The sequence below is a fragment of the Auraticoccus monumenti genome, from assembly GCF_900101785.1.
Taxonomy (GTDB): domain Bacteria; phylum Actinomycetota; class Actinomycetes; order Propionibacteriales; family Propionibacteriaceae; genus Auraticoccus; species Auraticoccus monumenti.
The window spans coordinates 1,898,330-1,922,283 of record NZ_LT629688.1 but is presented as its reverse complement, the minus strand read 5'-3'; the positions used below and the strand labels follow the sequence as shown (position 1 = coordinate 1,922,283).

20 protein-coding genes and 1 pseudogene are annotated in these 23,954 nt (G+C 73.5%); 9 read left to right on the top strand and 12 right to left on the bottom strand.

Going from position 1 to position 23,954, the window contains the following annotated elements:
• Positions 1 to 12: 12 nt before the first annotated feature.
• The 3 genes from BLT52_RS08900 (at position 13) to BLT52_RS08890 (ending at position 3,229) form a co-directional block, all read left to right on the top strand.
• Positions 13 to 1,023: a LacI family DNA-binding transcriptional regulator gene (locus BLT52_RS08900; RefSeq protein WP_197679259.1), complete on the top strand. Its 1,011-nt coding sequence runs from the start codon at positions 13 to 15 to the stop codon at positions 1,021 to 1,023.
• Positions 1,024 to 1,241: 218 nt separating this feature from the next.
• Positions 1,242 to 1,952, top strand: coding sequence for an ABC transporter ATP-binding protein (locus BLT52_RS08895; RefSeq protein ID WP_090592515.1), 711 nt, complete (start codon positions 1,242 to 1,244; stop codon positions 1,950 to 1,952).
• Positions 1,949 to 3,229, top strand: a complete 1,281-nt coding sequence (locus BLT52_RS08890; protein WP_090592513.1) for an ABC transporter permease family protein — start codon at positions 1,949 to 1,951, stop codon at positions 3,227 to 3,229. The genes BLT52_RS08895 and BLT52_RS08890 overlap by 4 nt, the downstream gene beginning before the upstream one ends.
• 127 nt (positions 3,230 to 3,356) lie before the next feature.
• Here the strand turns inward: BLT52_RS08890 and BLT52_RS08885 are convergent, their stop codons facing one another.
• The gene (locus BLT52_RS08885; RefSeq protein WP_090592511.1) at positions 3,357 to 4,343 is read right to left on the bottom strand and encodes an aldo/keto reductase; all 987 of its coding nucleotides are present in this window, start codon (positions 4,341 to 4,343) and stop codon (positions 3,357 to 3,359) included.
• Positions 4,344 to 4,539: 196 nt separating this feature from the next.
• On the opposite strand from BLT52_RS08885, the gene BLT52_RS08880 reads away from it, so the two are divergent.
• The gene (locus BLT52_RS08880) at positions 4,540 to 5,418 is read left to right on the top strand and encodes a glycerophosphodiester phosphodiesterase (protein ID WP_090592509.1); all 879 of its coding nucleotides are present in this window, start codon (positions 4,540 to 4,542) and stop codon (positions 5,416 to 5,418) included.
• 18 nt (positions 5,419 to 5,436) lie between these two features.
• On the opposite strand, the gene BLT52_RS08875 is transcribed toward BLT52_RS08880, so the two are convergent.
• Positions 5,437 to 6,441, bottom strand: a complete 1,005-nt coding sequence (locus BLT52_RS08875; RefSeq protein ID WP_197679258.1) for a LacI family DNA-binding transcriptional regulator — start codon at positions 6,439 to 6,441, stop codon at positions 5,437 to 5,439.
• Between the two features lie 124 nt (positions 6,442 to 6,565).
• On the opposite strand from BLT52_RS08875, the gene BLT52_RS08870 reads away from it, so the two are divergent.
• Genes BLT52_RS08870 through BLT52_RS08860 form a run of 3 tightly spaced genes read left to right on the top strand, consistent with a single transcriptional unit; the run spans position 6,566 to position 10,121 of the window.
• Complete coding sequence (locus tag BLT52_RS08870; RefSeq protein ID WP_231946570.1) at positions 6,566 to 7,630, top strand: Gfo/Idh/MocA family protein; 1,065 nt, start codon at positions 6,566 to 6,568, stop codon at positions 7,628 to 7,630.
• Complete coding sequence (locus BLT52_RS08865) at positions 7,627 to 8,817, top strand: Gfo/Idh/MocA family protein (protein WP_090592507.1); 1,191 nt, start codon at positions 7,627 to 7,629, stop codon at positions 8,815 to 8,817. The genes BLT52_RS08870 and BLT52_RS08865 overlap by 4 nt, the downstream gene beginning before the upstream one ends.
• Positions 8,818 to 8,843: 26 nt before the next feature.
• A complete protein-coding gene (locus tag BLT52_RS08860) occupies positions 8,844 to 10,121 on the top strand; it encodes an ABC transporter substrate-binding protein (protein ID WP_090592504.1) in 1,278 nt (425 codons plus the stop codon).
• A 127-nt stretch (positions 10,122 to 10,248) separates the two neighbouring features.
• Here the strand turns inward: BLT52_RS08860 and BLT52_RS08855 are convergent, their stop codons facing one another.
• A complete protein-coding gene (locus BLT52_RS08855) occupies positions 10,249 to 10,749 on the bottom strand; it encodes a MarR family winged helix-turn-helix transcriptional regulator (RefSeq protein WP_090592501.1) in 501 nt (166 codons plus the stop codon).
• A gap of 162 nt (positions 10,750 to 10,911) precedes the next feature.
• Between BLT52_RS08855 and BLT52_RS08850 the strand changes: the two genes are divergently transcribed.
• Positions 10,912 to 11,670, top strand: coding sequence for an SDR family NAD(P)-dependent oxidoreductase (locus BLT52_RS08850; RefSeq protein ID WP_231946569.1), 759 nt, complete (start codon positions 10,912 to 10,914; stop codon positions 11,668 to 11,670).
• A 60-nt stretch (positions 11,671 to 11,730) separates the two neighbouring features.
• Here the strand turns inward: BLT52_RS08850 and BLT52_RS08845 are convergent, their stop codons facing one another.
• The 8 genes and pseudogenes from BLT52_RS08845 to BLT52_RS08810 form a co-directional block, all read right to left on the bottom strand.
• Positions 11,731 to 12,810, bottom strand: coding sequence for an adenosine deaminase (locus tag BLT52_RS08845; protein WP_090592497.1), 1,080 nt, complete (start codon positions 12,808 to 12,810; stop codon positions 11,731 to 11,733).
• 42 nt (positions 12,811 to 12,852) lie between these two features.
• Entirely contained in the window at positions 12,853 to 13,263 is a 411-nt protein-coding gene (locus BLT52_RS08840) for a cytidine deaminase (RefSeq protein ID WP_090592494.1), read from the bottom strand.
• Positions 13,250 to 14,563: an ABC transporter permease gene (locus BLT52_RS08835; protein ID WP_090592491.1), complete on the bottom strand. Its 1,314-nt coding sequence runs from the start codon at positions 14,561 to 14,563 to the stop codon at positions 13,250 to 13,252. Before BLT52_RS08835 ends, BLT52_RS08840 begins: the two co-directional genes overlap by 14 nt.
• The gene (locus BLT52_RS08830) at positions 14,560 to 15,783 is read right to left on the bottom strand and encodes an ABC transporter permease (RefSeq protein ID WP_090592490.1); all 1,224 of its coding nucleotides are present in this window, start codon (positions 15,781 to 15,783) and stop codon (positions 14,560 to 14,562) included. Before BLT52_RS08830 ends, BLT52_RS08835 begins: the two co-directional genes overlap by 4 nt.
• 139 nt (positions 15,784 to 15,922) lie before the next feature.
• Positions 15,923 to 17,470: pseudogene (locus BLT52_RS08825) on the bottom strand (ABC transporter ATP-binding protein); the annotation flags it as partial.
• A gap of 159 nt (positions 17,471 to 17,629) precedes the next feature.
• Positions 17,630 to 18,745: a BMP family lipoprotein gene (locus BLT52_RS08820; protein WP_090592487.1), complete on the bottom strand. Its 1,116-nt coding sequence runs from the start codon at positions 18,743 to 18,745 to the stop codon at positions 17,630 to 17,632.
• Between the two features lie 181 nt (positions 18,746 to 18,926).
• On the bottom strand, positions 18,927 to 20,165 hold the full coding sequence (locus BLT52_RS08815; RefSeq protein ID WP_090592485.1) for an amidohydrolase: 1,239 nt from the start codon (positions 20,163 to 20,165) through the stop codon (positions 18,927 to 18,929).
• Positions 20,166 to 20,291: 126 nt separating this feature from the next.
• Entirely contained in the window at positions 20,292 to 21,872 is a 1,581-nt protein-coding gene (locus tag BLT52_RS08810; RefSeq protein ID WP_090592482.1) for an acyl-CoA mutase large subunit family protein, read from the bottom strand.
• A gap of 273 nt (positions 21,873 to 22,145) precedes the next feature.
• On the opposite strand from BLT52_RS08810, the gene BLT52_RS08800 reads away from it, so the two are divergent.
• Complete coding sequence (locus tag BLT52_RS08800) at positions 22,146 to 22,853, top strand: dienelactone hydrolase family protein (RefSeq protein ID WP_090592478.1); 708 nt, start codon at positions 22,146 to 22,148, stop codon at positions 22,851 to 22,853.
• 61 nt (positions 22,854 to 22,914) lie between these two features.
• On the opposite strand, the gene BLT52_RS08795 is transcribed toward BLT52_RS08800, so the two are convergent.
• Positions 22,915 to 23,835, bottom strand: a complete 921-nt coding sequence (locus BLT52_RS08795; protein WP_157677034.1) for a type IV toxin-antitoxin system AbiEi family antitoxin domain-containing protein — start codon at positions 23,833 to 23,835, stop codon at positions 22,915 to 22,917.
• Positions 23,836 to 23,954 lie beyond the last annotated feature (119 nt).

Below are 23,954 nucleotides of genomic sequence, written 5' to 3'. Positions count from 1 at the left end.
TCTACTTCCCCGGTGGAGGTGGACACCCCCGTCGGCGACGCAGCCGACCGAGCACCGACCCTGGCCGACGTCGCCGCCGGGGCCGGGGTGGCGGTGTCGACCGTGTCCAGGGCGCTGTCCCACCCGGCTCGGGTGAACGTCACCACCCGCCACCGGATCGAGCGGGTCGCCGAGCAGCTGGGCTACGTGCGCCCCGGGTCGGCGCCCTCCAACGGCGGCACCGGTCTGGCGGTCGCGGTGCTGCTGCCCGACACCAACAACCCGTTCTTCGTCGACCTCCTGCGCGGGGTCCAGCGCGAGCTCAAGGCCCGCGGGCGGCACCTGCTGCTGATCGACACCGAGAACTCCGCCGCGCTCGACGAGCTGGCGCTGAGCCGGGTGCGAGGGATCTGCGACGGCGCGGTGGTGCTCACGCCGCGGCTGTCGGAGGCCCGGCTGGACGCCCTGGAGCACGCCAGCATGCCCCTGGTGACGGTGAACCGTCCGCGCCGCAGCCGACCCAGCGTGGTGATCGACGCCGCCTCGGGCTTCGGTCAGGCGGTCGAGCACCTGGTCTCGATGGGGCACCGACGGCTGGTCTACGTCAGCGGGCCGCGGACCAACTGGTCCACCGAGCGCCGGTGGCGCACCGTGGCGCGCTCGGCCGAGCGGCTGGGGGTCGAGGTGAGCCGTACCGGCCCGCACCCGCCGGTGCGTGCCGCCGGCACCGGGGCCGCGGAGGCGGTGATCAACTCAGGGGCCACCGGCGTGCTGGTGTTCAACGACATGATCGCGATCAGCATGCTGCAGCGCTTCGCCGAGCGGTCGATCCGCATCCCCGACGACCTCAGCGTGGTGGGGTGCGACGACGTCTTCGCCGCCGCCTGCTGCCACCCGGCGCTGACCACGATCAGCTCCCCCGCCGAGCAGGCCGGGAGGGTCGCGGTCTCGCTGCTGCTGGGGGGCGACGTCGACGAGAGCCGCTCGGTGCTGCTGCCCACCCACCTGGTGGTGCGTGGCTCCACCGGCCCGGCACCCGCCTGACCCGCCCCCTCGCCACAGGACGGTGGCTGCAGCGGGCAGGCCCTCCGCACGCGATCCGGTACCAGCAGCCCGCCCGGGTGGGCCCTGGCACCGGCGGCGGGGGCACGTGATGGACACGGGCCTGCGACTCCCGGCCCGCCCGCTCGGCCTGGCGGGGCAGGGTGGCACCGGCCCGGGGAGGCCGACGACCGATGCGCGGGAGCCGCCCCGGGGCTGGGATGGTGACCATGCTGATCACCGTGGAGGCCCTGACCAAGACCTACGGGCGTGGGCCGACCGCCACCCACGCCCTCGCCGGCGTCGACCTCACCCTCGACGCCGGCTCGACCGCCATCATGGGCCCGTCCGGATCGGGCAAGACCACCCTGCTGCACTGCCTGGCCGGGATCGTGGTGCCGACCTCCGGACGCGTGGTGCACGGCGGTCGCGACCTCGCGGCCGAGTCCGACGCCGCCCGCACCCGGCTGCGCCGCACCGAGTTCGGTTTCGTGTTCCAGAGCGGCCAGCTGCTGCCCGAGCTCCCTGCGGAGGAGAACGTCGCCCTGCCGCTGCTGCTGGACGGCCAGCGTCCGGCCCGGGTCCGCGGCCGCGCCCGCGAGCTGCTGGCCCTGGTCGGCCTGGCCGGGATGGAGCACCGCCGTCCCGGTGAGCTGTCCGGCGGCCAGGCGCAGCGGGTCGCCGTGGCGCGTGCGCTGCTCAGCCGACCCGGTGTGGTCTTCGCCGACGAACCCACCGGGTCCCTGGACCAGGGCACCGGCGCGGAGGTGATGGACCTGCTGGTGCGGGCCACCGCAGCCGAGGGGTCGGCGCTGGTCGTGGTCACCCACGACCCCACCGTGGCTCGTCGCTGCGGACGCGTCGTCACCATGCGGGACGGTCTGGTGGCTGCGGACCACCGTGCCCCCGAGGGCGCCGGGGGACGTCGGTGACCCGGCTGTGGTGGCAGCTCACCCGGCACCAGCCCGACCACCGGCTCACCACCGCCCTCTCGGTCCTCGCGTTCGCCGTCGCCACCGGCGCGCTGCTCACCGTGCTGGGTGGGCTGGGAGCCTTCGAGGGCCGCTTCTCCGCCGCTCCGAGCGACCACCTGGGCAGCTACGTGCTGCTGGCCCAGACGGCCACGGTGATCCTGGCCGTCCCGGCGCTCACCCTGGGAGCGGCCGCGGCCCGGTTGTCGATGGCGCGACGCAACGAGCGGATGGCCGCGCTCCGGCTGGCTGGCGCCACCAACGCCCAGGTGGCCCAGCTGACCCTGCTCGACACCCTCGCCCAGGCCACGGCCGGCGCGCTGGGAGGCGTGCTGCTCTACCTGCTGGCCCTGCCGTTCGTGGCGATGATCACCTTCCAGGGACGGACCTTCGCCTGGTCCGAGCTCTGGGTGGGGCCGGGGACGCTGGCGGGCACGGCGCTCGCGGTGCTGGTGCTCGCCGCCGGCTCGGCGCTGCTGAGCCTGGTGGCGGTCACGACGTCCCCGCTGGGGGTCACCAACCGGGTGACGCCGCGGCGGCTGAGCGTGCTGCGGGTGGTGCTCGCCGTGGTGGCGCTGCTGGCCTGGACGGCCGTCTCGCAGCAGCCCTCGATCACCGCCATCCTGGTCGTGCTCGGGATCTGCTTCGCCACCCTGGGGGTGGTGGCCCCCTTCGTGCTGGGGGTGGTCGGACGCCTCACCGCCCGCTCGGCCCGCTCGGTGGAGACGCTGCTGGCCGCCCGCCGACTGGTGGACGACCCGCGCGGGGCCTGGCGCACGGTGGCCGGGGTGTCGCTGGCCACCTTCGTGGCGGGGCTGATGAGCGTCGCTCCAGGGATCGGCCCGGAGGACGAGCTGGCCGTCGACATCGCCACCGGGTCGGTGCTCACCCTGGTGATCGCCGCCGTGCTGGCCGCGGTGTCGGCCGGGGTCACCCAGGCCTCCCGCGCCGTGGACCAGCAGCCGGTGCACGACAGGCTGCAGATGGCCGGCACCGACCTGGTGGTGCTGCGCCGGGCCCGGCTGCGCGAGACGCTGCTGCCGCTGCTGACCTCGGTGGGACTGGCCGGGGGCGCGGCGGTGCTGATGGTGCTGCCCTTCGGCCCCGAGCTGCTGGTGAGCAGCTGGGCCGGGGTCGCGACCTTCGCCGGTGGGGTGGTCCTGGCGGTGGGACTGGTCCTGCTGGCCGTCGCCGCCACCCAGCCCCTGGTGCGCCCGCTGGCTCGCGACCTGGGCTGAGCACGGGCGCGTCGGCCCTGCGTCGCACCGAGCACCACCCGCCGCACCGGGGACGGCGTCCGCACCGAGCAGGGCGCGATGACGCTGCTCGGTGCGGACGCGTCCTACCGGCGATCGAGGAGGTCGATCACCAGGCGTAGTCCTCCGGGGCCGGCTTGTGGCCGGGGAACAGCTCGTCCAGACGCTCCAGGGTGTCCTGGTCGAGGGTGAGCTCGACGGCCTTGAGCGCTCCGTCCAGCTGCTCGGGGATGCGGGGACCGATGATCGGCGCGGTGACGGCCGGCTGGTGCAGCAGCCAGGCCAGGCCCAGCTCGGCGGGCTCCACGCCGAGGTCGTCGGCCAGCTGCTCGTAGCCCTCGATCGCCTCGCGGTGGGTCTCCAGCGACTCCTTGGCGCGACCCTCGAGGCGGCGCTTGCCCTCGTTCTCCTTGCGGATCACGCCACCGAGCAGCCCGCCCTGCAGCGGCGACCACGGGATGACGCCGAGACCGTAGTGCTCCGCGGCGGGGATCACCTCGAGCTCGACCTCGCGCTTGAGCAGGTTGTAGATCGACTGCTCGCTGACCAGCCCCATGAAGCCGCGGGAGTCGGCGGCCTCCTGGGCCTGGGCGATGTGCCAGCCGGCGAAGTTCGAGCTGCCGACGTAGAGCACCTTGCCCTGCTGGACGGCGACCTCCATCGCCTGCCAGACCTCCTCCCAGGGGGTGTCCCGGTCGATGTGGTGCATCTGGTACAGGTCGATGTAGTCGGTCTGCAGCCGCTGGAGGCTCTTGTCCAGGGCCCGGCGGATGTTCAGCGCGGAGAGCTTGCCGGAGTTCGGCCAGGGACGGTCCGGGTCGTCGGGCAGGTCGCCGTAGAGCTTGGTGGCGATCACGGTGCGCTCGCGGCGGCCACCGCCCTGGGCGAACCAGCTGCCGATGATCTCCTCGGTCAGCCCGACGCTGACCGCACGGCCGTAGACGTTGGCGGTGTCGAAGAAGTTGATCCCCGCGTCGTGCGCGGAGTCCATGATCGAGTGCGAGGTGGCCTCGTCGGTGCTCGGACCGAAGTTCATGGTGCCGAGGCAGAGGCGGGACACAGAGAGGCCGGTGCGGCCGAGGTGGGTGTACTCCATGGACCCACTCTGCCCGCTGCCCCCGGCCCTCCCCCGGGCGGGTCCTCCGCGGGCCGGGGCCGCGCCGGGTCCGACCCCGGATCAGCCGCAACCGTTCGCGTGGGGCACCACCGCGTGGCACCCCCGGTTCACCGGGAGCCACTCGACTCGGGGCGACGGCCGTCAGCCGAGGCGGCCACGACCACCGGAGGTCCCGATGCCCAGCACCCACGCCCGACCCGTCCGCCGCGCCGCGGCCGTCCTGATCGCCCTGGCCGCCGCCGGCTCCACCGTCGTCGCGGGCACCGACGTGGCCGGCGCCGCCGGTCGCGACGACGTCGAGGTCATCGCCCACCGCGGCTCCTCCGGGGTCGCCCCCGAGAACACGCTGGCCGCGGTCCGGCTGGCCGTCCGGCAGGGGTCGGACGTCATCGAGAACGACGTGCAGCGCACCGCCGACGGCGCGCTGGTGATCATGCACGACAGCACGCTGACCCGCACCACCGACGTGGAGCAGGTGTTCCCCGACCGGGCGCCGTGGCGGGTCGGGGACCTCACCCTGGCCGAGATCAAGCAGCTCGACGCCGGCAGCTGGTTCGCCCCCGAGTTCGCCGGTGAGCGGGTGCCCACCCTGGAGGAGTGGATGGACGCCGTCGGACGACGCGCCGGCATGCTGCTGGAGCCCAAGAACCCGGCCCTCTACCCCGGCATCGAGCAGGACCTGGACGAGGCCCTGCGCGAGCTCCCCGACTACAGGCGCTCGGCCCGCTCCGGCCGGATCGTGGTGCAGAGCTTCGACCACGCCTGGCTGCGCGACTACGCCGAGGTGGCCCCGGAGGTGCGCGTCGGGCTGCTCTACGGCACCCGTCCCGGCGACGCCGACATCGAGGCCGCGGCGGAGTGGGCCGACCAGGTCAACCCGAGCCTGGCGGTGACCACCGAGGCCACCGTGGACGCCGTGCACGCCGAGGGCCTGGAGATCCACGTCTGGACGGTCAACGACGGCGCCGGGATGCGCCGGGCCACCGACTGGGACGTCGACGGCATCATCACCAACTACCCGCAGGTGCTGATCGACCTGCAGGCGCAGGGCTGAGACGACGCCCGGCCGCCCTCAGCGGCGTCGGGCCGCGGGGGCGGGGCCGGTCGACTCGCGCGGGATCACGGTGTGCAGCGAGGTGGTGTCGTGGGCCGGCGGCTCGCTGCCCCGCAGCAGCGCCACCAACCGGCTCACCGCCTCGCGCCCCTGGCGCTCGCGGTCCACGGCCACCGTGGACAGCGCCGGGGTGCTGAACCGGCCCTGCTCGTCGTCGTCCCAGCCGAAGACGCTGAGGTCCTCCGGCACCCGCCAGCCGCGCTGCAGGCCGCCCCGCACCGCCCCCATGGCCACCGTGTCGTTGGCGGCCACCACGGCGGTGACGTCGCTGTCCCCGGGCAGGGCCTGCACCGCCTCGAAGCCCGACCGTGCGGACCAGTCGCCCTCCACGACCGTCCCCCGCACGCCGAGCTCGGCCACGGTGCTGAGGAAGCTCTCGCGACGGTTGCGCGCCGACGCGAAGGACTGCGGACCGGCGACGTGCAGCAGGCTGCGGTGGCCGAGGGCGCGGAGCTGGCGGACCACGTCCCCGCAGGCCGTGCCGTCGGCCAGGGCGCCGAGGCTGCGCATCTCGTCGTCGTAGTCGGCCACGGTGACCACCGGGGCGCCCGCCCCGGCCAGCGGGCGGTCCCCCAGCGAGGCGAGGGCCAGCACACCCTCGAACTGGCCCGAGTCCGCGAGCTCCGCCGCCCGTACCGCCCGCTCCGCGGCCCCGCCCTCCAGACCGACGAGGTCCACGGTGTAGCCCTCCTCGTGCGCGGCCTGGGACAGCGCCCCCAGCAGCCGCTGGGGCAGGTGCGGGGCTGCCGCGGGCAGCAGCACCGCGATCCGGCCGGTGCGGCGGGTCCGCATGGAGCGGGCGGTGAGGTTCGGCCGGTAGTTGAGGGCGTTGATCGCGGCCTCCACGCGGGCCGCCGTGGCGGGCCGGAAACCGCCGTCCCCGCGGACGTAGCGGGAGACCGTCTGGTGCGACACACCGGCGCGGTCGGCCACCTCGTAGATGGTGGCGCGCTTGGGCTGCACGACGACCTCCCGGACCGTTGACTCCGACGTTATCGATCACTAGCGTACGACGCGTCTTCACATGTGATCGATAACCCACCAGCGTCGGCGGAGCCCGACCACGCACCGCGGAGGAACGCCAGCAGTGAGCACAGCACCGGCAGCAGACCGACCGATCCGGATCGCGGCCGTCGGCCTCGACCACGCCCACGCCTTCGGCCAGATCAACGGGCTGGTCCAGCAGGGTGCCGAGCTGGTCGGCCTGGCCTCCGACGACCCGGAGGCCGCCGTGGCCTCGGAGGTGCGTCGCCGCTGGCCGGACGCGCCCTGGGTCGACGACGCCACCACGCTGCTGCACGACCCCTCGATCGACCTGGTCGTCACGGCCGCCGTCCCCGACCGCCGCGCCCCGATCGCCCTGGAGGCGCTGCGCCACGGCAAGGACGTGGTGGCCGACAAGCCCGGCTGCATCACGCTGGACGAGCTGGGCGACCTCGAGCAGGCGGTGGCCGCCTCGGGCCGCTTCTGGTCGGTCACCTTCTCCGAGCGCTTCGAGGTCCGCTGCGCGGTCAAGGCCGGTGAGCTCGTCCGCGCCGGCCGGATCGGCAAGGTCGTCCAGACCCTCGGGCTGGGCCCCCACCGCGAGGGCGACCGCGCCCACCTGGCCGGTGGGGCGGGGCGTCCGGAGTGGTTCTACGACCACCACCGCACCGGCGGCATCCTCACCGACATCGCCAGCCACCAGTTCGACCAGTTCCTCTGGTACACCGGCTCCGAGACGGCCGAGGTCGTCTCCAGCACCGTGGCCAACTACACCCACCCGGACTCGCCGCGGATGCAGGACTTCGGCGAGGCGACGCTGCGCGCCGACGGCGCCCACGGCTACGTCCGGGTGGACTGGTACACCCCCCAGGGCCTGCCCACCTGGGGCGACGGCCGGCTGGTCATCCTGGGCACCGAGGGCTACATCGAGCTGCGCAAGTACGTCGACCTGGAGGGTCGCCCCGGCGGGGACCACCTCTTCGTGGTCGACGGCGCGGGCACCGAGTACGTCGACTGCTCCGACGTGGAGCTGCCCTACTACCCGGCCCTGCTCCACGACGTGCTGAACCGCACCGAGACCGCCTGCCCGCAGCGGCACACCTTCGAGGTGATGCGGCTGGCGCTGCAGGCCCAGGCCGCCGCCACCACGACCGGGTTCGCGGAGTGAGCACGCCCGGAGGTGCGGACCGGCTGCGGGTGGGCATCGTGGGGTGCGGCTCCATCGCCCGCGCCCACGCGCTCAGCTACACCGGGCACCCCCGGGTCGACCTGGTCGGCGTGGTCGACATCGACCAGCCCCGGGCCGAGGCCTTCGCCGAGACCCACGGCAGCACCGCCTTCGCCTCCCGGCAGGAGCTGACCGACGCCGGCGTGGACCTGGTGTCGGTGGCCACCCCGCCGGGCAGCCACACCGAGGTGGCCGCGTCCCTGCTGGAGGCCGGCTGCTCGGTGCTGCTGGAGAAGCCGCCGGCCACCGCGCTGGCCGACATGGACGTCCTCGCCGCCGCCGACGCCGCCAGCGCGGGCTCGCTGTACGTGGTCTTCCAGCACCGCCACGGCTCCGGGGCCCGCCGCGCCTCCCGGCTGCTGCAGACCGGGGCGCTGGGCACCCCGCAGGTCGCCGTCTGCGAGACCCTCTGGTACCGGCCCGACAGCTACTTCCTGCCCGAGTGGCGGGGCACCTGGTCCGGGGAGGGTGGTGGCCCCACGCTCGGGCACGCCATCCACCAGCTCGACCTGCTGCTGCACCTGATGGGCCCCTGGGAGACGGTGACCGCCCGCGCCGCGCGGATCGCCCGCCCGGTCGAGTTCGAGGACGTCTCGTTGGGTCTGGTCACCTTCGCCAGCGGCGCGGTGGGGACGGTCACCACCAGCCTGCTGTCGCCCCGCGAGCTGAGCCGGATCCGGGTGGACACCACCTCGGGGACGCTGGAGGTCGACCACGTCTACGGCTACCGCGACGCCGACTGGTCCTGGACCCCGGTGCCGGACCCCGACGCGGCCGCCCGGCTGGGCCGGGACCCGGGCCTGCCCGCCGGCGGGGGCACCGACGGGCCCGGCACCCCGCTGACTGACCGGGACGCCTGGGCCGCCTCCGCCGACCAGGACCGTCCCAGCAACCACCGCGCCCAGATCGAGCAGCTCGTCGACGACCTGCTCGCCGGCCGCGAGCACCAGACCACCCTGGCCAGCACCCGTCCCACGATGGAGCTGGTCACCGCGCTCTACGCCTCCGCCCTCGAGCGGCAGACCGTGGCCCGCACCGACCTCACCGAGGACCACCCCTACTACTCCCGGCTCGACGGCGGGCGCCCCGCCGAGACGGTCACCGCACGCCTGGGCACCCACCCCTGATCCAACGACCCGAGAGGGATCCCGCCATGACCGATCGACGACGCCTGGTCACCGGCCTGCTGGTGCTGACCTGCCTGCTCCTGCCCGCCTGCGGCTCCGGCCCAGGCGGGTCGGACGGCCCGGTCGAGCTGCGGGTCTCCACCTGGGGCAACGACTCACGGCTGAAGCTGACCCAGGAGGCGGTGGACGCGTTCACCGCCGCCAACCCCGACATCTCCGTCGTGGTGGAGAACAGCGAGTGGGGCAGCTACTGGGACAAGCTGGCCACCATGACCGCGGCCAACGACGCCCCCGACGTCATCCAGATGGACGAGGCCTACATCGCCGCCTACGGGTCCCGCGGCGCCCTGCTGGACCTGGCCGAGCAGCCCGCCCTGGACGTCGGGGCGATGGAGGCGACCGTGCTGGACACGGGTCTGGTGGAGGAGACCCTGGTGGGGGCACCGATCGGGGTGGCCAACTTCTCGGTCGCGGTCAACCCCGAGGTGCTGGAGCAGGCCGGCGTGGAGATGCCCGACGACACCTCCTGGACCTGGGACGACCTGGCCGAGGTGTCGGCGCAGGTGACCGAGGAGCTCGGGTCCGAGGGCGTCTACGGGCTGGACGGGTTCGGCTCCGGGACCGCCGAGCTCGGCGCCTGGGCGCGCCAGCACGGCGAGGAGGTCTGGCCCACCGACGGCCCGGGCGTCAGCGAGGCCACCGTGAGCAGCTTCTTCGAGTACGCCGACCGCCTGTCGACCACGGAGGCGACCCCGCCGGCCTCGGTGCAGGTGGAGAACTCCACGACGCCCCTGGACGCCTCCCTGTTCGCGACCAACCGGGCCGCGTTCCACCTGCTCTTCCACACCCAGATCTCCGCCTTCGGGGCGGCCAGCGGCACCCAGCTGGAGCTGCTGCGGCTGCCGGCGAGGGCCAGCGGCGAGCCCGCGCAGATGGTCAACAAGGCGTCCATGTACTGGTCGGTCTCGGCCCGGACCGACCACCCCGAGGAGAGCGCCCTGCTGGTCGACTTCCTGCTGACCGACCCGGCGGCCACCACCGTCCTCACCACCGAGCGCGGCATCCCCGCCATCCCGGCGGTGCAGGAGGAGATCGCCCCGCTGCTCGACCCGCAGGCCACCGTCGCCCTCGAGTTCTCCCGCGCGGTCGCCCCCGAGCTGGTGCCGCCGCCGCAGGTCACGCCGTCCGGCGCGTCCGGGTTCAGCTCGGAGTTCACCCTGGTGGGTACCGACGTGCTGTTCGGCCGGGCCAGCCCGGCCGAGGGCGCGACCCGGACGCTGGCGCTGATCGAGGCGTCGAAGTAGGTCGAGGCGTCGAGGCGCTGGGGCGCCGAGTTCGACGAATCGAGCCTGACGGCGCGTCCGGGACCGGCCGAGTTTGAGCTCCTTCCGCGGACGGGGTGCGCCCGTCCGCGGCGCCGGGGAGGGGGCGCTACGTGCCGGTGCCCGAGGGCGGGCGCCACCCGTCCTCGTCGCGGATGGAGCTCTGGATGCGACGGCAGATCTCCCGCAGCTGCCGCCTCTGCGCCCGCGTCAGCGGGTCCAGGACCAGTCGCCGGACCGTGCCCACGTGACCGGGGGTGGCCTGCTCCACCTTCTCGAGCCCCGGGTCGGTGAGCCGGGCCAGCGTCGAGCGCCCGTCGCCGGGGTCGCGCGAGCGTCGCACCCACGCTCGCGACTCCAGCCGCGAGACCGCTCTCGAGAGCCGGGACAGCGAGCTGTTCGCGTAGCCGGCCAGGGCGCTCATGCGGAGCGTGCGGTCGGGCGCGTCCGCGAGGGCGTAGAGGATGCCGTACTCGAAGTGGGTGAGGTCCGCATCGCGCTCCAGCTGGCTGTCCAGGGCGGTCGGCAACCACTCCAGGACGGTGGCCAGCGCCGCCCACGCCTCGAGGTCCTCACGCAGGAGAGCGGCGTCGGACGGGTCGTCGGTCATGGGTGCAGGGTACGGCAGGCACTGCGGTCCCGACGCGCTACGAAACTTGCTCAGGAAACCTTTCTCGCCTACCGTTCACTTGATCAGTCAAGTAATTGAAACCCTGCACGGCGGTGACGAGGAGAATCCATGGACCTGCGGCTGGCGGGAAAGCACGCGTTCGTGAGCGGCTCCACCCAGGGCATCGGCTACGCGATCGCGGAGGCCCTGCTCCGGGAGGGGGCGTCGGTCGTCGTGAACGGGCGGGACGAGGACCGGGTCCGGACCGCCGTGGCCGCTCTCCGGGCCACGGCTCCTGAGGGCGCCGTCTCGGGGATCGCCGCGGACTTCCAGGACCCCGAGCAGGTGCGGCGGCTGCTGGGGTCCCTCGACGAGCTCGACATCCTGGTGAACAACCTGGGCGTGTTCGAGGTCAAGGCCTTCGAGTCCGTGTCCGACGAGGACTGGCAGCGCTACGTCGACGTCAACCTGATGAGCGCCGTCCGGCTCTCCCGGCACGCGCTCCCCGCCATGCTGGCCCGGAGGTGGGGCCGGATCATCTTCATCAGCAGCGAGTCCGGCGTGAACGTCCCCGCCGACATGCTGCACTACGGCGTCACGAAGGCCGCGCTGCTCGCCCTGGGCAACGGCCTGGCCAAGCTCACCCGCGGCACCGAGGTGACCGTCAACACCGTCCTCGGCGGGCCGACCTACTCCGACGGCGTCGCCCGGGCGGTCACCGAGATCTCGCAGGCCCGGGGCCTGGCCCCCGCTGACCTCAAGGACGCGATCGCCGCCGGGAACCAGACCTCGCTCCTGCAACGGTTCATCGAACCCGAGGAGATCGCCAACCTCGCCCTCTACCTGGCGAGCCCCGTCTCGTCGGCGACGAACGGCGCCGCCCTCCGGGCCGACGGCGGGGTCCTGACCTCCATGCTGTGAGCCCGTCCCCGGACGCACGCCGTAGGCCGCCCGGGGCTCCGGTCCCCGCAGCGAGGAGGGTCAGCGGGCGAAGCCGGGGAGCACGACCTCCTCGAGCAGCCGGGCCCGGTCCGGGAGCGGCAGGAAGGCGTGGTCCAGGGCCGTCAGCTGCAGCACCTCCAGCTGCTCGAGGTCCCAGTCGAAGGCCTCGCAGCACAGCGCCAGCTCCCGGCTCAGCGTGGTCCGGCTCATCAGCCGGTTGTCACAGCTCACCGTGACGGCGAAGCCGAGGTCGACCAGCAGCCCGATCGGGTGCTCGTCGATGGTGGCGGCGATGCCGGTCTGCAGGTTCGACGACGGGCACACCTCCAGCGGGATTCCGGTGTCGCGGACGAAGGCGGCCAGCGGGCCGAGGCGTCGGGTGCCGTCCTCGGCGACGGTGACGTCCTCGATGATCCGGACGCCGTGGCCCAGACGCTGGGCCCCGGCCAGGTGGACGGCCTCCCAGACCGAGTCGACCCCGGCGGCCTCACCGGCGTGCACGGTCCAGCGGGCGCTGGCCCGCTTCAGCACGTCGAAGGCCTCCAGGTGCTGCGAGGGCGGGAACCCGTCCTCGGCCCCGGCGATGTCGTAGCCGCAGACCGAGTCGTCACGGTGCTCCACGGCCAGCTGGGCGATCTCGGTGGAGCGGTCGGCGTGCCGCATCCCGGTGACGATCTGGCGGGCGATGATGGTGCGGCCCCGGCTCGCGACCTCCGCCTCGCCCTCGGCGAGCCCGTCGCGGACGGCCTCGACCGCCTGCACGAGGGTCAGCCCCTGGTGCAGGTGCTGCTCCGGCGCCCAGCGGGTCTCGGCGTAGACCACCCCGTCCTCGGCCTGGTCGAGCACGAACTCCCGGGCCACCCGGCGCAGCGCGTCGGCGGTCTGCATCACCGCGATGGTGTGGTCGAAGGTCTCCAGGTAGCGCACCAGGGTGCCGGAGTCGGCGGCCTGGAAGAACCAGTCCGCCAGCGAGGCGGCGTCCGCGGCGGGCAGCTCGTGGCCGACCTCGGCGGCCAGGTCGAGCACGGTCTGCGGCCGCAGCCCGCCGTCCAGGTGGTCGTGCAGGGCGATCTTGGGCAGGGTGCGGATGTCGTCGATGGTCAGCGCGTCGGTAGGCACGGACGCGAGCCTAACGACTCCCCGGCGCGGGGTCCGGAGCGGTCAGGAACCCCGGACGGCGTCGAGGTCCTCGGGGCCGAAGGCCTGCGGCAGGACCTCGGTCATCGGCCGGACCCCCTTCGGGGTGTCCACCAGGAGGTCGGCCCCGCCGTTCTCCCAGAGCAGCTGGCGGCACCGGCCGCAGGGCATGATCGCCACCCCGCGGGCGTCGACGCAGGCGAAGGCGACCAGCCGCCCTCCCCCGCCGGCGTGCAGCGAGGAGACCAGCCCGCACTCGGCGCACAGGGTCACCCCGTAGGCGGCGTTCTCCACGTTGCAGCCCACCACCACCCGACCGTCGTCGACCAGGGCCGCCGCCCCCACCGGGTAGCGGGAGTAGGGCACGTAGGCGCGCTGGGAGATGTCGCGGGCGGCCCGGCGCAGGGCCTCCCAGTCGACCTCAGGGCTTGTCATAGGGGACCCCGTCCGCGGCCGGGGCGCGGACCCGGCCGATCAGCCCGGCCACGGCGATGATCGTCGCGACGTAGGGGAACAGCAGCAGGAACTGGCTGGGCATCGGCGTGCTGAGGGTCTGCAGCTGGGAGGCCATCTGGGTGACGAAGCCGAAGAACAGCGCCATCAGCGTGGCCCAGACGGGGTGCCACCGCCCCATGATCAGCGCCGCCAGCGCGATGAACCCGTTGCCGACCGTCATCTCCTTGGTGAACGAGCCGGTGGCGGCCAGGGAGAAGAACGCCCCGCCGAGACCACCGAAGACGCCACCCACCAGCACCGCGGACCAGCGGATCCCGCGGACGCTGATCCCGACGGTGTCGGCGGCCTCGGGGTGCTCCCCCACCGAGCGCACCCGCAGACCCCAGGACGTCCGGAACAGCAGGAACCAGACCAGCACCACCGAGGCGATGGCCAGGTAGGCCAAGGCGTTCTGCTGGAACAGCACGGGCCCGAAGAAGGGGATGGCCGAGAGCCCGGGGAGCGGGATCGGGGTCAGCAGCGGGGCGCTGTTGAGATCGCTGCTGTTCGGCTGCACCAGCTGGTCGAAGAGGAAGCCGGTCAGCCCCACGGCCAGCAGGTTGAGCACCACGCCGAGGACCACCTGGTCCACCTTGTAGCGGATGGCGAACAGGGCCAGCAGGGTGGCCATGAAGACCCCGCCCACCACGGCGGCCAGCAGCGCCAGCGGGATGGAGTCGGTGATGCTGCCGACCACGGCGGAGGTGAAGGCGGCGGTGAGGAACTGGCCCTCGATCGAGACGTTGACCACGCCGGCACGCTCGCAGAGCACCCCGCACAGGGCGCCCAGCACCAGCGGGGTGGCCAGGGTGAGGGTGCCGGAGAACTGGTTGCTGACCGGGAACGGCAGGTCGCGACCGGCGGCGGCCCAGGTCAGGAACCCGAGCACGAACGCCACCCCGGCCACCGTGCCGGCCAGCGCCCGCACCCGCGAGCTGAGCCGTCCGACCAGGAAGCCGGCACCGGCCAGCAGGCAGGCCAGTGCGCAGAGCACCACCACCGGTACCCCGGGGAGGCCGAAGGTGGGCAGCTGCACCTCGTCGAAGACGTTGGAGAGGGCGAAGCGGGCGGTGCCGGAGGTGCTGAAGGTGAGCACGGCCAGCACCAGCCCGACGACGACCACCAGGACGCCGACGGAGAGGCGGTGGGTGCGCTCCTCGCGCGACTCCAGACGGGCCGGCTGGAGCGGGCGGGCGCCCTCGTCCTCGGGGCCGACGTGCACGGGCGTGGACGTGGTCACGGGGCCAGGCCTCCTCCGGTGGGGGTGGGTGTGGTGCCGGTCAGCGGCGCGCGGCGCGCCCTCAGGAAGGGCATCACGGTGGTGACCAGGGCCGGGGCGGCCACGAACAGGACGATCAGGGCCTGCAGCACGGTGGTCAGCTCCGCCGACGTCCCCGCCTGGGACTGCATCGCCAGCCCACCGGCGTGCAGGCCGCCGAAGAGCAGCCCGGCCAGCACGGTGCCCAGCGGTCGCGAGCGTCCGAGCAGGGCGACGGTGATGGCGTCGAAGCCGATGCTGCCCACCAGACCGGCCGAGAGGGGTACCGGTGTCCCGGCCACGCTGGGACCGAGGGCGGCCTGCACCCCGGCGAGCCCGGCTAGGCCGCCGGCCAGCAGCATGGCCAGCACGGTGGTGTTGGGGACGCTCATGCCGGCGGTGCGGGAGGCGTGCGGGTTGATGCCGACGGCCTTGATGGTGAAGCCGGCGGTGGAGCGCTCCATCACCACCCACACCAGCACGGCCGCCAGCAGCGCGAGCACGAAGCCGAGGTGCAGGCGTCCCCCCTCGAGCCGGGGCATGGTGGCGTTCCAGTCCACGATCGGCGAGATCGGGTCCGAGCGGCCGGGGCGCTGGAAGGCGGTGGTGGTCAGGGCGAAGGCGAGCAGCCCGGTGGCCACGTAGTTCAGCATGATGGTGACGATCACCTCGTGCGCACCGGCGCGGGCCTTCAGCCAACCGGCGATCCCGGCCCAGAGCGCGCCGGCCAGCACGCCGCCGGCGACGGCCACCAGCAGGTGCAGCCCCGGCGGCAGGTGCCAGGTGAACCCGATCCAGGCCGCCACCATGGCCCCGACCACGGCCTGGCCCTGGGCGCCGATGTTGAACAGACCGGCCCGGAAGGCCAGCCCGACGCCGAGACCGGCGCAGATCAGCGGGGCCGCCTGGGCGGTGGTCTCGGTGATCGGCCCCCAGCCCCCGATCGAGCCACCGAGCAGGGCGGCGTAGGCCGAGGACACCTTCTCCCAGGACGCGCCCAGCGGCAGCCCGGGGGCGGTGAAGAGGTAGGCGTACTGGCTGATCACCTCGGGGTCGGAGACGATCATCAGCACCGCCCCGACCAGGAAGGCGAGCACGAAGGCCGCCAGCGTGATCAGCGCGGTCACCAGCTGGGACCGCCAGCGCACGAACCAGGGACGCCACCGCCTCCGCGGGGCCGTCCCGGCCAGCGGCTCAGACATGCTTCTCCTCGTCGTCGCGGTGCGCCGCCCGGACGGGCGGGCCGGGCTCGTCGTGCTGGAGGGCCCCCCGGTGCTGCTCGACCTCGGCCTCGAGGCGGGCGTCCTCCTCCTCGGCCGTGGTCACCGAGGCGGCGGCCAGCGCCTCCTCGTGCGGGACGCCGGCCATCATCAGGCCGAGCACCTCCCGGGAGGTCTCGGGTCCGACCACGCCGACGACCCGGCCGCGGTACATCACGGCGATCCGGTCGGCCAGGGCGGCCACCTCGTCCAGCTCGGTGGAGACGATCAGCACCGCGGTGCCCTTGTCGCGCTCGGCGACGATCCGCTGGTGCAGGAACTCGATGGCGCCGACGTCCACGCCGCGGGTGGGCTGGGAGGCGATCAGCAGCGACAGCGGCCGGGAGAGCTCGCGGGCCAGCACCACCTTCTGCTGGTTGCCACCGGAGAGCGACCCGACCGGGGTGTCGATGGACTGGGTCCGGACGTCGAACTCGTCGGTCAGCCCGGTGGCGTGGCCGCGGATCCGGCCGAGGTCGAGCAGCCCGCGGGAGGCGAACTGGTCGACGTGGTTGAGCACCATGTTCTCGGCCACGGAGAAGCTCCCCACGAAGCCGTCGTGCTTGCGGTCCTCCGGCACGAAACCGAGCCCGGCCGACAACCGGTCCCGCGGTGGCCGGCGGCTGAGGTCGACCCCGTCCAGCTCGACCCGGCCGGCGTTGGCCGCGGTCACGCCGAGCAGCGCCTCGGCCAGCTCGCTCTGGCCGTTCCCCTGGACGCCGGCGACGCAGAAGATCTCCCCGCCGCGGACGTCGAAGGACACGTCGTCGACGACCACCAGGCCGTCGGGGCTGGTGACGGTGAGGTGCTGCACCGACAGCCGGACGTCGCGCGGGCTGGGCGGCTCCTTGGCCACGGTCAGCGAGACGGCGCGGCCGACCATCATCTCGGCCAGCTCGGACTCCGTGGCCGACGGCGCCGCCTCCCCCACCACCGCACCGCGGCGGATGACGGTGATCCGGTCGGCGATCGCGCGGACCTCGCGCAGCTTGTGGGTGATGAAGACGATGGCTCGGCCCTCGTCGCGCAGCGAGCGCATCACCTCGATCAGCTCGTCGGTCTCCTGCGGGGTGAGCACCGCGGTCGGCTCGTCGAAGATCAGGTAGCGGGCGTCGTTGCTGAGTGCCTTGAGGATCTCGACCCGCTGCTGGACGCCGATCGGCAGGTCCTCGACGCGGGCGTCGGGCTCGACGTCGAGGCGGTAGCGGGCCGACAGCTCCCGCACCCGCTGGCGGGCCTGGCGCATGCTGAGCACCCCGGCCGAGCCGGGCTCGCGGCCGAGCACGATGTTCTCCGCCACGGTGAAGACGTCGACCAGCATGAAGTGCTGGTGCACCATCCCGATGCCGGCGTCGATGGCCTGGCGGGGGTTCCCGAACCGCTGCGGCACCTCGTCGACGAGGATGTGCCCGCCGTCGGGCTGCAGCAGCCCGTACAGCTGGTTCATCAGCGTCGACTTGCCGGCACCGTTCTCCCCCAGCAGGCAGTGGATCTCGCCGGGGCGGATCTCCAGGCTGACCCGGTCGTTGGCCACCAGCGACCCGAACACCTTGGTGATCTGGTCCAGCCGCAGCACACCCGCCGTCGTCGGTCGGGTGCTCCCCTCGGCGATCTCCGTCACGTCGCGCATCCTCTCAGATCGTCCTGACGCCGCTTGCCCGCGCTGTGGCGCCGGGTGGGGCCGGCCGGGTGCGGCGCGCCGACCGGCTCGCCAGCGGTCCACGACCCGCCCGTCACGCACCTGCCGGCGGCCCCGACCACGTGGGCCCGGACCGCCGGCAGGGTCAGATCACTTCGGCTGGGCCGCGGACTCGATCTCGATGGTGCCCGACTCGATGTCGCTCCTGAGCTGGTCGAGCTCGGTCTTCAGCTCGGCCGGCACCTTGTCCTCGAACTGGTTGAACGGGGACAGCCCGGTGCCCTCGTTCTCCAGGGTCCCGACGAACGGGGTGTTGTCGAACTCGTCGTTCATGCTGGCCTCGATGGCGTCGAACACGGCCACGTCCATGCCCTTGTAGACGCTGGAGACGATGTTCTCGCAGTACTGCTCGGCGGAGACGCAGCCGTCGGTGTCGACCCAGATGGCGTTCACGTCGCCACCGCTGGACTGGGCGACCTGGAGGGCGCCCTCACCGGCCGGTCCGGCGACGGGGAACAGGATGTCGGCACCCTGGCTGACCAGGGTCTCGGCGGTCTGCTTGCCACCGGCGATGTTCTGGAACGGGTCGTCGCCGGGGACGAACTGGCCGTCCTGGGACTCGGAGTTCCAGCCGATGACCTTGACGTCGGTGCCCTTGGTCTCGTTGTGGTGGGCCACGCCCTGGGCGAAGCCGTCCATGAAGATCGTGACGGTCGGGATCTGCACGCCGCCGAAGGTGCCGACGGTGCCGGTCTCGGACATGCCCGCGGCGAGGTAGCCGGCCAGGAAGCTGGACTCGGCGGTGTTGAACAGCAGCGGCTTCAGGTTGTCCAGGTCCGCGCTGCCCTCGGGGTTGGAGTCGACGATCGCGAAGTCGATGTCCTCGTTGGCCTCGGCGGCGGCGGCGGTGGCGTCGTTGAGCAGGAAGCCGACGGTGACGATGATGTTGCAGTCGGCGTCGACCATGGCCTGGACGTTCTTGTCGAAGTCCGCGGCGGTGGAGGACTGCACCTCACCGGTCTCCACACCCAGCTGCTCGGCCGCATCGGTCAGCCCCTTGTAGGAGGTCTGGTTGAACGACTTGTCGTCGAAGCCACCGGAGTCCGACACCATGCAGGCCTTGAAGGCGGCGTCGCCAGCACCGGCGCTGGCGGAGGTCGACGGGGCGCCGCTGCTGGCGGGCTCGGAGCCCGGCGGCTCGGCGCAGGCGCTCAGGGCGAGCAGGGACGCGGCCATGACGGCCGGCGCGGCGAGGAACTTCTTCACGGGTGGTGGCCTCTCGAGTGGATGATTCCGGCTGACGACCCCTGCCCACGCGTGAATGTCGTGGCCGGGTCCGATCAGGCGCCTGCACTGTAACGCCGCCCACGAGGCTGCGTCTGCCTCGCGAGGGGCCCCGGGCCAAGTGGATACGCACTTGTGACAAAGCGTCACCCGGACGTCGGGCTCAGGGGGCGCGGGACTCCAGCCGGGCCGAGCCGACGGCGGCCAGCCGGCTGAGGGCCTGGACCCCGATGCCGATGCAGCGCTCGTCCACGTCGAACCCGGGACGGTGGATGTCGGGCCAGTCGGTGCGCCCGGGGGTGCGCACCCCCAGCCGGGCCATCGCCCCCGGCACCTTCTGCAGCATCCAGGAGAAGTCCTCCCCGCCCAGGGACTGCTCGGTGCGGGTGACCGAGCCGGGGCCGAGCTGGCTCTGCGCGGCGTCGATCATCCGGTCCACCCCGGCCGGGTGGTTGACCGTGGGCGGCAGGCCCTCGTCGAGGTCGAGCTCGAGGGAGACGTCGTAGGGGGCGACCAGGTGCTCCAGCACCTCCGGGAGCAAGGTGCGGGCCTGCTGCCAGCCCTCCACGGTGAGGGTGCGCATGGTCCCGGACAGGACGCCGTGGCGCGGGATGGCGTTGGGGGCGGTGCCGGCCTGGACGTGGCCCCAGATCAGCGAGGTCCCGCTGCGCGGGTCCAGCCGGCGGGACAGCACCAGCGGGGTCTGGGTGATCACGGTGCCCATCGCGGTGACCACGTCGGAGGTGGTGTGCGGACGGGACGTGTGGCCGCCGGGACCACGCAGGGTGACCCGGACCCGGTCGGCGGCGGAGGTGATCGCCCCCTTCTTCAGGGCCAGCTTCCCGACGTCGGTGCGGGGGTCGCAGTGCAGCGCGTAGACCTCGTCCAGGCCGATCAGACCACCCTCGGCGATCACCTCCGGCGCCCCACCGGGGCTGGCCTCCTCGGCGGGCTGGAAGATCAGCCGGACGGTGTTGCGCAGCAGCCCGCGCTCCCGCAGCCGGGCCAGCACCAGCCCGACGCCGACCACCACGGTGGTGTGCACGTCGTGTCCGCAGGCGTGGGTGACGCCCGCGGTGGTGGAGGCGTAGGCGACGTCCTTGGTGTCGGTGATCGGCAGGGCGTCGATGTCGGCGCGCAGCCCCACCGTGCTGGGCCGGCGCTCCCCCTCGACCAGGGCCACCGGCTCACGCGGGGCGATCTCGCAGAGCAGCCCGGTACCCATCCGCAGCACCTGCGGCTCCAGCCCGGCCCGCTCCAGCCGCTCCTTGACCCGGGCCGTGGTGCGCCGCTCGTTGTAGCCGACCTCGGGGTGGGCGTGCAGATCGCGACGGAAGCTGATCAGCTCGTCGGAGAAGCCCGAGGCGGCCTCACGGATCGCTTCCTGCAGCTGGTTGATCACGAGGGGGTTGCTCCTGGGAGGGCTCGACGACCCGTCGAGTCTGCCAGACCGGCGCCCGGGAACCGCTTCGCCACCCGGACACGGTGCCCCGACGGCGAACCGGTGGCGTGGTCGACGACCGCTCCGTCAGAAGGTCTCGCGGGGGCTGTGCACGCCCCAGACCCCGCGCAGCGCGTTGCACACCTCCCCGACCGTGGCCCCCAGCCGCAGCGCCTCCCGCATCGGGTCCAGCACGTTGGTGGTGCCCGCGGCCGCGGCGACCAGCGCCTCCAGCGCCCGGTCGACGGCCGGCTGGTCGCGCTCGGACCGCAGCCGGACCAGCCGGGCCACCTGCTCGCGCTCCAGCACGGGGTCGACCCGCAGCGGCTGGTAGGGGTCCTCGACGTCCACGGTGAAGCGGTTCACCCCGACCACCACCCGCTCACCGGCGTCGATCTCACGGGCGATCTGGTAGGCCGTCCGCTCGATCTCGGACTTCTGGAAGCCCTCCTCGATGGCCCGCACCGCACCCCCGAGCTCCTCCACCGCCGCCATCAGCCGGAGCGCCTCCGCCTCGACCGCGTCGGTCAGGCTCTCCACCACGTAGGAGCCGGCGAAGGGGTCCACGGTGGAGGTGACGTCGGTCTCGTGGGCGATCACCTGCTGGGTGCGCAGGGCCAGCCGCGCCGACTTCTGGGTGGGCAGCGCCAGCGCCTCGTCGAAGGAGTTGGTGTGCAGGGACTGGGTGCCGCCGAGGACGGCCGCCAAGGCCTGGATGGTGACGCGGGCCAGGTTGACCTCGGGCTGCTGGGCGGTCAGCTGGACCCCCGCGGTCTGGGTGTGGAAGCGCAGCATCAGGCTCTTGGGGTGCCGGGCCCCGAACCGCTCGCGCATCACGTGGGCCCAGATCCGGCGTGCGGCGCGGAACTTCGCCACCTCCTCCAGCAGCGTGGTCCGCGCGACGAAGAAGAAGGACAGCCGCGGGGCGAACTCGTCGACCTCCAGCCCAGCGGCCAGGGCCGCCTCCACGTAGGCGATCCCGTCGGCCAGGGTGAAGGCGATCTCCTGCGCGGGCGTCGCCCCGGCCTCGGCCATGTGGTAGCCGCTGATGGAGATGGTGTTCCAGCGCGGCAGCCGCCGCTGGCAGTAGGCGAAGGTGTCGGCCACCAGCCGCAGCGACGGCTCGGGCGGGAAGATGTACGTGCCGCGGGCGATGTACTCCTTGAGCACGTCGTTCTGGATGGTCCCGGTGAGCCGGTCGGCAGGGACGCCCTGCTCCTCGGCCACCAGCTCGTAGAGCAGCAGCAGCACCGCGGCCGGGGCGTTGATGGTCATCGACGTCGACACCTCCCCCAGCGGGATGCCGTCGAAGAGGACCCGCATGTCCTCGATCGAGTCGATGGCCACGCCGACCTTGCCGACCTCGCCGGCGGCCAGCGGGGCGTCGGAGTCGTGGCCCATCTGGGTCGGCAGGTCGAAGGCCACCGACAGCCCGGCCGTCCCCTGCGCGATCAGCTCGCGGTAGCGGGCGTTGGACTCCGCGGCGGTGCCGAACCCGGCGTACTGGCGCATCGTCCAGGGCCGGGAGGTGTACATGGTCGGGTGCACGCCGCGGGTGTAGGGGAAGGCGCCCGGCTCCCCCAGCTTCTCGGCCGGGTCGAAGCCGGCGAGGTCGTCGGGGCCGTACACGCCGGCGAAGGGGGTGCCGGACTCGGTCTGGTCGCGCACGTCGGCCTCCTCGTCGGCTCGGGCCCCCGGCGGGCGCCCGCGGCCGATGATGCCACCCCGTCCCGTCCCCGGCACCGCGCACCGCGCACCAGGACACGGGCACCGGCACCGGCACCGGCACCGGGCACACGGGCACACGGGCACCGGGCACCGGGCACCGGGCACGGGGCACGGGGCACGGGGCACGGGGCACCGAACGCTGCCACGGGGCGGGTGGCGGGCTCACGCGGCGCTCCGGTCCCGCAGCCGGGGCTGCGGTGGCACACTCGGCCCATGACGGACTCCCAGATCATCCAGGTCGCCACGCCGGACGGGCCGATGCCGGCCGAGTGGTTCGCGCCCTCGGGCGAGGTGACCGCCACGGTGGTCGTCTGCCAGGAGATCTTCGGGGTCACCGACTACATCCGGGGCCGCTGCCGGGACCTCGCGGCGGAGGGCTACGGCGTGCTCGCGCCGCACTTCTACTGGCGGCTCGGCCCCGAGGGGGCTGCACCGGAGATCACGGAGGCCGGGCCGGAGGCGCTGGAGCAGGCCATGGGCCTGGTCGGGCGGCTGGACTTCGAGGCGGCGGTGGCCGACGGTGCGGCCGCGGTGGAGTCGCTGCGCTCGTCCGGGAGCGGCGGCGTCGGTCTGCTCGGGTTCTGCTTCGGCGGCGGGCTGGCCTTCGCGGTCGCGGCCCGGACGTCCCCGGCCGCCCTGGTCAGCTACTACGGCTCCGCGCTGCCCTCCCTGCTCGACCTGGCCCCGCAGGTGGGTGCGCCGAGCCTGCACCACTTCGGCGAGGCCGACTCCTTCATCGACCTCGAGGCCCAGCGCCTCGTCCGCAACGCCGTGACCCCGCAGGGCGCCCGCTGGGAGAGCCACCCCGGCGCCGACCACGCCTTCGACAACTCCGTCGGCCCCTGGCACCACCCCGAGGCCTCAGCCCGGGCCTGGGCCACCACCCTCACCTTCCTCCACCACCACCTCCAGCCCGCCTGAGCGCCACGCCGTGACCCGGCCAGTGCGACGTCGGGCCGGGACTGCGCGGCAGCACGTCGCACTAGGGCGCCGGGCACTGGCGACAGCGCCGGAACGGTGCCGTCCAGCCGCGCTGGCGGAGCACGGTGGCGACCTGCACGGCCACCAGACAGGCACGGCCGAACGTGTCGTGCCAGCCGTAGCGCAGGGTGACCTCCCCTCGGAGCTGGTGCGCGTTGTCCCGTCGCATGTCACGCAGCCGCCGCTCCTGGTGCCACCTGACGCCGTCGAGCTCCACCACGACACCGTGGTCGAGGTACACGACATCCCGACGGTTCCCGACCGAGTGGTGCTGCCGAGAGGCGGCCGGAAGACGGTGGGCGCGTTCCACCTTCGTCCGGTAGAGGGCCTCCAGCGGTGACTCGACCCCCTCCACGGCGTCCTCGAGGAGGCTGGCCAGCAACGACCTGCGGGCCACCCGGGAGCGGCTGTCCATGCTCCGTCGCAGCCGCCCGGGGGAGGTCCGGCGCATCGCCTTGTGCACCAGGTCGATCGTGTCCAGCTCGCCGACCTCGCCCGCCAGGTCCAGCACGGCGTCCTCCAGGCTGAGCAGCGGAAGAGCCCCCGGCGCCGGACGCCGGCCCTCGACGTCGAGCCGGAACCGCCACCGGTCGCCGGAGCGCGGCAGCGGGCGTGCGGGCACCCACACGTCGACCACCTCAGGTGGGTCCACCAGCTGGTGCAGGTGCCCGGCCGCCGACCCCCCGACCAGACTCCCCTCCCCGGCCACCCGGACCCCCGCCCAGGCCCAGGTGCTCCAGCTCGGACGTCCGTCGGTGAGGTAGAGCCCCCGGCCGAGGGGCACCCACCTCCCGTCGCGGACCAGACGTGCGATCGAGTGCCGCCCCACCCCGGCCGCCGAGGCCTCTCCCCGGGAGACGACACCCCCGCGTCCCCGGGCGTGCCGGAGCAGCTCTCCTGGTGGCTCGACCCGCGCGTGCACGGCTCCACGCTCGCACCGCGGACCCTCCCGTGACCCCGTCCCGCCCCCCACCTGTGCACAACTTGTGGCCTCACGGCCGCCCACGACGTCCAGTACGACCTCTGGCCGCGACTACCCGG

What these genes read in the sequence shown, in the direction of transcription:
- BLT52_RS08840 (WP_090592494.1), bottom strand. Translation starts at nt 13,263, where the DNA reads ATGACAAGCCCTGAGGTCGACTGGGAGGCCCTGCGCCGGGCCGCCCGC.
- BLT52_RS08830 (WP_090592490.1), bottom strand. Translation starts at nt 15,783, where the DNA reads ATGTCTGAGCCGCTGGCCGGGACGGCCCCGCGGAGGCGGTGGCGTCCC.
- BLT52_RS08880 (WP_090592509.1), top strand. Translation starts at nt 4,540, where the DNA reads ATGCCCAGCACCCACGCCCGACCCGTCCGCCGCGCCGCGGCCGTCCTG.
- BLT52_RS08885 (WP_090592511.1), bottom strand. Translation starts at nt 4,343, where the DNA reads ATGGAGTACACCCACCTCGGCCGCACCGGCCTCTCTGTGTCCCGCCTC.
- BLT52_RS08895 (WP_090592515.1), top strand. Translation starts at nt 1,242, where the DNA reads ATGGTGACCATGCTGATCACCGTGGAGGCCCTGACCAAGACCTACGGG.
- BLT52_RS08860 (WP_090592504.1), top strand. Translation starts at nt 8,844, where the DNA reads ATGACCGATCGACGACGCCTGGTCACCGGCCTGCTGGTGCTGACCTGC.
- BLT52_RS08855 (WP_090592501.1), bottom strand. Translation starts at nt 10,749, where the DNA reads ATGACCGACGACCCGTCCGACGCCGCTCTCCTGCGTGAGGACCTCGAG.
- BLT52_RS08800 (WP_090592478.1), top strand. Translation starts at nt 22,146, where the DNA reads ATGACGGACTCCCAGATCATCCAGGTCGCCACGCCGGACGGGCCGATG.